The sequence below is a fragment of the Lysobacter enzymogenes genome, from assembly GCF_017168095.1.
In the GTDB taxonomy this organism is placed as follows: Bacteria; Pseudomonadota; Gammaproteobacteria; order Xanthomonadales; family Xanthomonadaceae; genus Lysobacter; species Lysobacter enzymogenes_D.
Genome location: NZ_LXSD01000375.1, coordinates 1 through 7,458, shown reverse-complemented (window position 1 = coordinate 7,458; position 7,458 = coordinate 1). Strand labels below are relative to the sequence as shown.

8 protein-coding genes are annotated in these 7,458 nt (G+C 70.5%); 2 read left to right on the top strand and 6 right to left on the bottom strand.

Annotated elements, in window-relative coordinates; translation table 11 throughout:
- Positions 1-63: 63 nt before the first annotated feature.
- Positions 64-483, bottom strand: coding sequence for a g-type lysozyme inhibitor (locus tag A7A76_RS15155; RefSeq protein ID WP_206411962.1), 420 nt, complete (start codon positions 481-483; stop codon positions 64-66).
- A gap of 190 nt (positions 484-673) precedes the next feature.
- Positions 674-1,483: an NYN domain-containing protein gene (locus tag A7A76_RS15150; protein WP_206411961.1), complete on the bottom strand. Its 810-nt coding sequence runs from the start codon at positions 1,481-1,483 to the stop codon at positions 674-676.
- 184 nt (positions 1,484-1,667) lie between these two features.
- On the opposite strand from A7A76_RS15150, the gene tal reads away from it, so the two are divergent.
- Complete coding sequence (tal, locus tag A7A76_RS15145) at positions 1,668-2,621, top strand: transaldolase (RefSeq protein ID WP_206411960.1); 954 nt, start codon at positions 1,668-1,670, stop codon at positions 2,619-2,621.
- A 10-nt stretch (positions 2,622-2,631) separates the two neighbouring features.
- Complete coding sequence (locus A7A76_RS15140) at positions 2,632-3,939, top strand: NAD(P)/FAD-dependent oxidoreductase (protein WP_206411959.1); 1,308 nt, start codon at positions 2,632-2,634, stop codon at positions 3,937-3,939.
- Between the two features lie 90 nt (positions 3,940-4,029).
- Here A7A76_RS15140 and A7A76_RS15135 read toward each other — a convergent pair whose 3' ends face one another.
- The 4 genes from A7A76_RS15135 to rpoH form a co-directional block, all read right to left on the bottom strand.
- Positions 4,030-4,458, bottom strand: coding sequence for a hypothetical protein (locus tag A7A76_RS15135; RefSeq protein WP_206411958.1), 429 nt, complete (start codon positions 4,456-4,458; stop codon positions 4,030-4,032).
- A 98-nt stretch (positions 4,459-4,556) separates the two neighbouring features.
- The gene (locus A7A76_RS15130; protein ID WP_206411957.1) at positions 4,557-4,985 is read right to left on the bottom strand and encodes a hypothetical protein; all 429 of its coding nucleotides are present in this window, start codon (positions 4,983-4,985) and stop codon (positions 4,557-4,559) included.
- Between the two features lie 478 nt (positions 4,986-5,463).
- Positions 5,464-5,934, bottom strand: coding sequence for a DUF1203 domain-containing protein (locus A7A76_RS15125; RefSeq protein WP_206411956.1), 471 nt, complete (start codon positions 5,932-5,934; stop codon positions 5,464-5,466).
- A gap of 305 nt (positions 5,935-6,239) precedes the next feature.
- Complete coding sequence (rpoH, locus tag A7A76_RS15120) at positions 6,240-7,118, bottom strand: RNA polymerase sigma factor RpoH (protein ID WP_206411955.1); 879 nt, start codon at positions 7,116-7,118, stop codon at positions 6,240-6,242.
- Between the last annotated feature and the right edge of the window lie 340 nt (positions 7,119-7,458).

Genomic DNA, 7,458 nt, shown 5'->3' with positions numbered 1-7,458 from the left:
GCGACCGCGAATCCGCAACCACCGCGAACCTCGGACCGGCCAGCGCAGCACTCCGCCCGATCCTCAGCGCACTTCGATCTTCAACGCGAATTTCGACACGGTCCCACGCCGCGCGGCGGCGCGCGGCTGGTACACCTGCAGGCGGTATTGGCCATCGGCCGGCAAGCGCACGCTGTGGGTGGCGCCGGTCTTGCCGTAGACGGTGTCCAGCGTCAGCGCTTCGCCGCCTTCGCCGGGCGCGGCCGGCGGGTAGACGTTGAGGTTGGCGTTGCTGCTGCCCGACATCGCCACGCGCAGGGTCTGGCCGGCGCGCGCGACGACGAGGTATTCCACGCTATCGTCGCCCTTGATCGCGCCTTGCACCGTGGCCGCCACGGCGCCCTTGGCGAAATGCACCGGCACCTGCTTGACGGCGTCGGCGGCGAGCGCGGCGTTCGCGCACGCCATCAGGGCGACGGCCAACGCAACAGTACGAACGATCATCCTGGGCTCCTCAGTACAGTCGAAGGGGCGCCAGACTAACGCGTCGCGCCGCCACTGCGGCGGGCCTCTTGCCCGGATTTTTGCGCTGCATGCATCGACGATGCACTGCATGCGCGCCGAATGCGCATACATCGAATACACCGCGCCGGCCGCAACGCGTCGCTCGCGCCGGCGCGCCGGGCCGCACGCGTCACGCCTCCGCGGTCTTGCCCTTGATCTTGGGCTTGCCCGCGCCGCCGCTCGCCGCGTCCTTGGCCGGCTTGCTCTTGGGCTTGTCGCGCACCCACACGATCTGATTGTCGCGCCGGGTTTCGAACAAGCCGGCCGCCTCGATCAGATCACTGAGCTTGCGGTAGCCGTAATTGCGCGAATCGAACGAGGCCTGATTGGCGATCTGATGGCCGACCGCGCCCAGGTGCGACCAGCCGTCGTCGCCGCTGGCCGTCTCCACCGCGCGCCGCAGCATCCGCACCAGGCGCGTGTCGCTGCGCAAATCCTGGGCGCTGCGCGGCGCGACCGTGGCCACGGTCTCGTCGGCCTGCACCTCGGCCGCCGGCTGGCCCAGGCCTTCGACGTAGGTGAACTTGGAGCAGGCGTTGACGAACGGCTCGGGCGTCTTCTTTTCGCCGAAGCCGTAGACCTTGACCCCGTCGGTCAGCAGCCGCATCACCAGCGGAGTGAAGTCGGCATCGCTGGAGACGATGGCGAAGGCGTCGAGGTTGCGCGCGTACAGCAGGTCCATCGCGTCGATCACCATCGCCATGTCCGAGGCGTTCTTGCCCTTGGAGTAGGCGAATTGCTGGATCGGGCGGATCGCGTACTCGTGCAACACCGCCTCCCAGCTTTTCAGGTTCGGGCTTTTCCAGTTGCCGTACGCGCGGCGCACGTTGGCCGCGCCGTAACGGGCGACCTCGGCCAGGATCACCTCGATCTTGGCCGCCGGCGCGTTGTCGGCGTCGATCAGCAGGGCGATGCGCTTTTCGTCGGTGGCTACGGCCATGCGGCGTGCTCCCAGGCCGCGGCGCGGCCCGTCGCCGCCAGCCTAGCGCAAGCCGCGCGCCAGGATCAGCCGCGCCGCGGCCGGCTTGCGAAAGCCGGCAGGCAGAAGATAGCGCCGGCTTCATGACGGGCTAACCGCGATGGGCGAAAATGCCCGGGATACCAAACGACAGAACCCAGCCCCCATGAGCAACCGTCTGGAACAACTGCGCCAACTCTCCGCCGTGGTCGCCGACACCGGCGACATCGACGCCATCGCCCGCTTCCGCCCGCTCGACGCCACCACCAATCCCTCGCTGCTGCTCAAGGCCGCCGGCCTTGCGGCCTACGCGCCGCTGATCGACGCGGCCGTCGCCCGGGCCGAGGGCGAAGACCGCCAGGCCCGCGTCGCCGACGCCGGCCTGCGCCTGGCGGTGGCGATCGGCGGCGAGATCCTCAAGCTGATCCCCGGCCGCGTCTCCACCGAGGTCGACGCGCGCCTGAGCTTCGACAGCGAGGCGACCCTGGCCCAGGCCCGGCGCATCGTCGCGCTGTACGCCGAGGCCGGCATCGGCCGCGAGCGCCTGCTGATCAAGATCGCCTCCACCTGGGAAGGCATCCGCGCCGCCGAGCAACTGGAGAAGGAAGGCATCCACTGCAACCTGACCCTGCTGTTCTCGTTCGCCCAGGCGGTGGCCTGCGCCGAGGCCGGCGTGTACCTGATCTCGCCCTTCGTCGGCCGCATCCTCGACTGGCACCTGGCCAACGGCGCGGCCAAGCCGGCCACGCCGCAGGACGATCCGGGCGTGCAGTCGGTCACCCAGATCTGGAACTACTACAAGCGCCACGGCTACCAGACCGTGGTCATGGGCGCGAGCTTCCGCAACGTCGGCCAGGTGCTGGCGCTGGCCGGCTGCGACCGCCTGACCATCTCGCCGGAACTGCTCGGCGAGCTGGAAGGCAGCGACGGCGAGGTGCCGCGCGCGCTCGTCGACGCCGGCGAGCGCGCCGCGCCGGGCCCGCGCCTGCAAGAGGCCGCGTTCCGCTGGCAGCACAACGAGGACGCGATGGCGACCGACAAGCTCGCCGACGGCATCCGCCGCTTCGCCGCCGACCAGCGCAAGCTCGAAGACCTGCTTGCGCAACGCTTGAACGGATGAGGAGCGCGCCATGTCCGACACCCGCAAGCACGTCGTCATCGTCGGCGGCGGCTTCGGCGGACTGTGGGCGACCCGCGCACTGGCGTCCGCGCCGGTGCGCATCACCCTGATCGACCGCCGCAACCACCACCTGTTCCAACCGCTGCTGTATCAGGTCGCCACCGCCGGCCTGTCGTCGCCGGACATCGCCGCGCCGCTGCGCCACATCCTGCGCAAGCAGGCCAACGTGGAGGTGCGCCTGGGCGAAGTGGTCGGCATCGACGCGGATGCGCGCAACGTCGCGCTCGCCGACGGCGAACGCATCGGCTACGACTTCCTGCTGCTGGCCAGCGGCGCCACCCACGCCTATTTCGGCCACGACGAATGGTCCGCGCACGCGCCGGGCCTGAAGACGCTCGACGACGCCCTGCACATCCGCCGCCGCGTGCTGCTCGCGTTCGAACGCGCCGAAGCCGCGCAGACCGAGGCCGAGCGCGAGGCCTGGCTGCACTTCGCCGTGGTCGGCGGCGGCCCGACCGGCGTGGAGCTGGCCGGCACCCTGGCCGAGATCGCGCACAAGACCCTGCGCCGCGAGTTCCGCCGCATCGATCCGTCCAAGGCGCGGGTGCGCCTGATCGAAGCCGGGCCACGGGTGCTGGCGAGCTTTCCCGAATCGCTGTCGGAAAAGGCCCGCACGCAGTTGCAGCGGCTCGGCGTGGAAGTCTCCACCGGCACGCCGGTCGGCGCGATCGACGCCGACGGCTACACCCTGGGCGCCGAATTCGTTCCGGCGCGCACGGTGCTGTGGGCCGCGGGCGTCGCCGCCTCGCCGCTGGGCGCGCTGCTCGACGTCCCGCGCGACCGCGCCGGCCGCGTGCAGGTGCTGCCCGACCTCAGCGTGCCCGGCCATCCGGAGATCTTCATCGCCGGCGACCTCGCCAGCCTGCAGCAGGCCGACGGCAAGCCGGTGCCCGGCGTGGCGCCGGCGGCCAAGCAGATGGGCGGCCACGTCGCCCGCAGCATCCGCGCGCGCGTGCTCGGCCAACCGGCGCCGGCGCCGTTCCGCTACGCCGACTTCGGCAACCTCGCCACCATCGGCCGCCGCGCCGCGGTGGTGGACCTGCGCGGGCTGCGCTTCTCCGGCTTCCTGGCCTGGGCGTTCTGGCTGGCCGCGCACGTGTTCTTCCTGATCGGCTTCCGCAACCGCCTGATCGTGATGCTCAACTGGTCGTGGGCGTACTACACCTACCAGCGCCACGCACGCATCATCCTCGGCGGCGCGGCCGATGCGGGCGATGGGGCGAAAGCGGCGCCCGCGGCGCAGCGACCGCAGGATTGAACCGCACCGCTCGCCGCCGCTGACCCGGCGGCGCCACGAAAGGGCGCTTACGGGCGCCCTTTCGCTTGGCGGCATCCGCCTCGCCGCGGCTCAGGTGTAGCCGTCGAAGTAGTACGCCGTCGCCTGCACCTGCCGACTCGCGCCGGTGTCCAGGTCGGTCACCGTGGCCTGCAGGATCGCGATGCCGTCGCCCATGCGGTCGGTGGCGATCGGCACCGCGCACGCCGACTGGTTGGCGCAACTGGCGACGATGAGGTTGTTCTCCAGGTTGCGCCAGACGAAACCGTAGTTGCCGGGCGGCAGGCCGGTCACCGAGAACACCGCCACCGACGGGTCGTGGGCGCCGTTGGGCACCCACAGCGAGGTGCACTGGTCCGCAGTGGCGATGTCGAAACGGAAGGTATCGACATAACACTCCATGCCGGCGTTGCCGACATCGCCGGCGCGCGCCGGTTCGGCGTGGCCCATGGCCAGCGCGAGCGCGACCGCGCTCAGGCCGATTGCTGCATTGATGCGCATGAAACTCTCCTTGTCCGATGAACGTGCGGCGCGCTGCGGCGCGCGCCCGGCCAACGCGGCGCAGCGGACCGGCGCGCGCGCCGGCCCGCCGCGGGCGATCAGGTGTAGCCGTCCCAATACCACGCGGTCGCATCGAGCGTGCGCTGCGCGCCGGTGGCCAGGTCGGTCACCACCACGCGCAAGCGCGCTTCGCCGTCGCCGCGGGTTTCGGTGGAGATCGGGACGATGCAGTACTGCGCGTTGCCGCAGCCCGACGGCGTCTGTCCGGTTTCCAGGTCGGTCCAGGCGTAGCTGTAGCTGCCGGCCGGCAAACCGGCCACTTCGAAGACCGCCACCGACGGATTGTTGGCGGTGCCCGGCGTCCAGGTGCTGTGGCACCACTGCGCCTGCGGTACGTCGAAGGCGTAGGTATCGACATAACACGTCAGTTGCGCGCCGCTCAGATCGCCGGCGCGCGCGGGCGCGGCGGGCGACAGCGACAACGCGGCGGCGAAGCCCGCCGCGATCAGCATCTTGCTCACATCCATGACCCCCTCCCTTTGGTTTTGTCCGCCGGCGCGTCGCGCAACCGGCGCTGCAGTCTTGGGCCGGCGCGCGGGCGCCGGCAACCGCGGAGCGACGGCGATGCGACGCGGCTTGCAGTTCTCATCCGCCGGCGCGGCGCGACGGCGGCGAAGTTGCAGGCGCACGCAACCGCGAATGGCCGCGCCGGCGATCCGTGGACGCCGGCGGCGGGCACGAACGCTCGTGCCGCCGGATCCGGATGCGGCGGCATCGAAGGCTCGTAGGGGGTACTCGCAAAGCGCGGGCGCAACGGCTCACGCGGACATCGGCAAGCGCCGGCGCGGATCGGGCGCGTTCGGTCGGCCCGGTTCGATCGGGCGGGATTGATCGAGCATCTTTGGATCGAGCGCGTCCGATCGAGCCCGTCCGATCAAACCGGCACGATCAAACCGGCGCGATCAAATCAGCCCGATCAAACCCAGCCAGAACAAACCAACCAGGTCAGGCACGTTCGATCCGACACAGGAAACAGCCATAGCGCGCGTTGTGGGCATGGATCTGGGCCACGCGCGGATCCTCGAACAGTTCCTGCACCGCCGCCTCGGCCTCGCGGCCTTCGAGCGCGCGCGCGTGCAGCATCCCGCCGTCGGCGTCGTAGGCGCGCAGCGACAGATGGCGCGTGGCGAGGATCGTCGGCAGGCGGTTGTGCAGGGTCGGCGCGCGCGTCGCGCCTTCGCGCACGAAGATCGGACCGCTGGCGCGGTACGGCCCGTCGCAGGCGTGGTGTTCGAAGGTCAGCAGCAACAGGCGCTCGCCCGGTGCGGCTTCGTCCAGCGACACCCGGCACGGATAGCCGGTCGGCGAGTCGGCGGTGACCCGGCGCATGCCGTGGGCGCGCAGCGCTGCGTCGTCGAGCGCGAACAGCGGGGCGAACAGATCGGGAGCGAGGCCTTGGATTCGGTAAGCGTGCATGGCGGAAAGTCCGGCAACGGGCAGGACGTCACCTTAGAACCGCCGCCGCGGCGGCGATATCCGCGTCTTGCGCGGCGCGCGACTTGGCGTACCCGGCGACGCTCGCGCAGGCCGCGCAGGATTTTCCGCATGCGCCGTTGTATCCGACGCTGGGCGCGGCCTGTCGCGACAGCGACCCGTCGGCGCCGGCTGCGATGCGAGCCGGCGCCGGAACGCGCGGCGCCGGCAAGCGCCGCGATCGCACACCGCAAAAACAAAACGGCCCGGGTCGCCCCGGGCCGTTCGACGTTTCCGATCCGCCGCGCTTACGCCGCGAACAGACCGCGCATCTTCTTCAGCGCGTTCGCCTCGATCTGGCGGATGCGCTCGGCGCTGACGCCGTACTCGTCGGCCAGTTCCTGCAGCGTGACCTTGCTGTCGGCGTCGAGCCAGCGGCGCTTGATGATGTCGCGCGACCGCGCATCCAGGCCGGCCATGCCCGCGCGCAACAGCTCGAGCTGGTTGTCTTCCTCGTCCTCGCGCTCGTAGCTCTGCGAGGGATCCTCGGCATCGGCGCGCAGGTACGCGGCCGGCGACGGCGGCGCGTGGTCGTCGTCCTCGTCGCTGGGCGCGTCGAAGCCGATGTCGCGGCCGGACAGGCGCGATTCCATCTCCAGCACTTCGCGCTCGGAGACGTTGAGGTCCTGGGCGACCTGACGCACTTCCTCGGCGTTCATCCAGCCCAGGCGGGTCTTGGACTTGCGCAGGTTGAAGAACAGCTTGCGCTGGGCCTTGGTCGTGGCGACCTTGACGATGCGCCAGTTCTTGAGGATGAACTCGTGCATCTCGGCGCGGATCCAGTGCACCGCGAAGGAGACCAGGCGCACGCCCTGTTCGGGGTCGAAGCGCTTGACCGCCTTCATCAGGCCGATGTTGCCTTCCTGGATGAGGTCGCCGATCTGCAGGCCGTAGCCGTTGTAGCCGCGGGCCACGTGGACCACGAAGCGCAGGTGCGAGTGGATGAGTTCGCGAGCCGCGTCGAGGTCTTCCTCGTCGCGGAAGCGGCGGGCCAACGCCTGCTCGTCTTCGACAGTGAGCACCGGGATCTGGTGCACCGCGCCGATGTACGCGTCCAGCGAACCGAGCGCGCTGGGCACAGGCAGGTTGTTGGCGACAAGAGCTTGGGATTGGGCGATAGAGGTCATGGCAGCGATCTTAGCAGTCGGCCTATCGGACTGCTAAAGGTGGGGGAAGTTCCGCAGTGTTGCGCGATTGGAACGGCGGGGAGGCCTGCGGATGGCGCGCGTTCAGGCAGCTGGGACTGTGCGCCGCCACTGGTAAGCGCGGGGTCGAGACGGGGTGAACACGGGCACGGCGCCATTATAAATCAATCGCTTGCCGTTCCCTGTCCGGGCGGTTCCGACGATGCCGCGGGTTCAGTCGCCGCAGCCCTTCGCGGCCGGGACGCCCCCTTGCGGCCGACCGCCCCCTCCCGCCCGTGGCCGCCTCGCGCCCGTGACCGCCGCCGGCCCGCCGCGCCGGCCG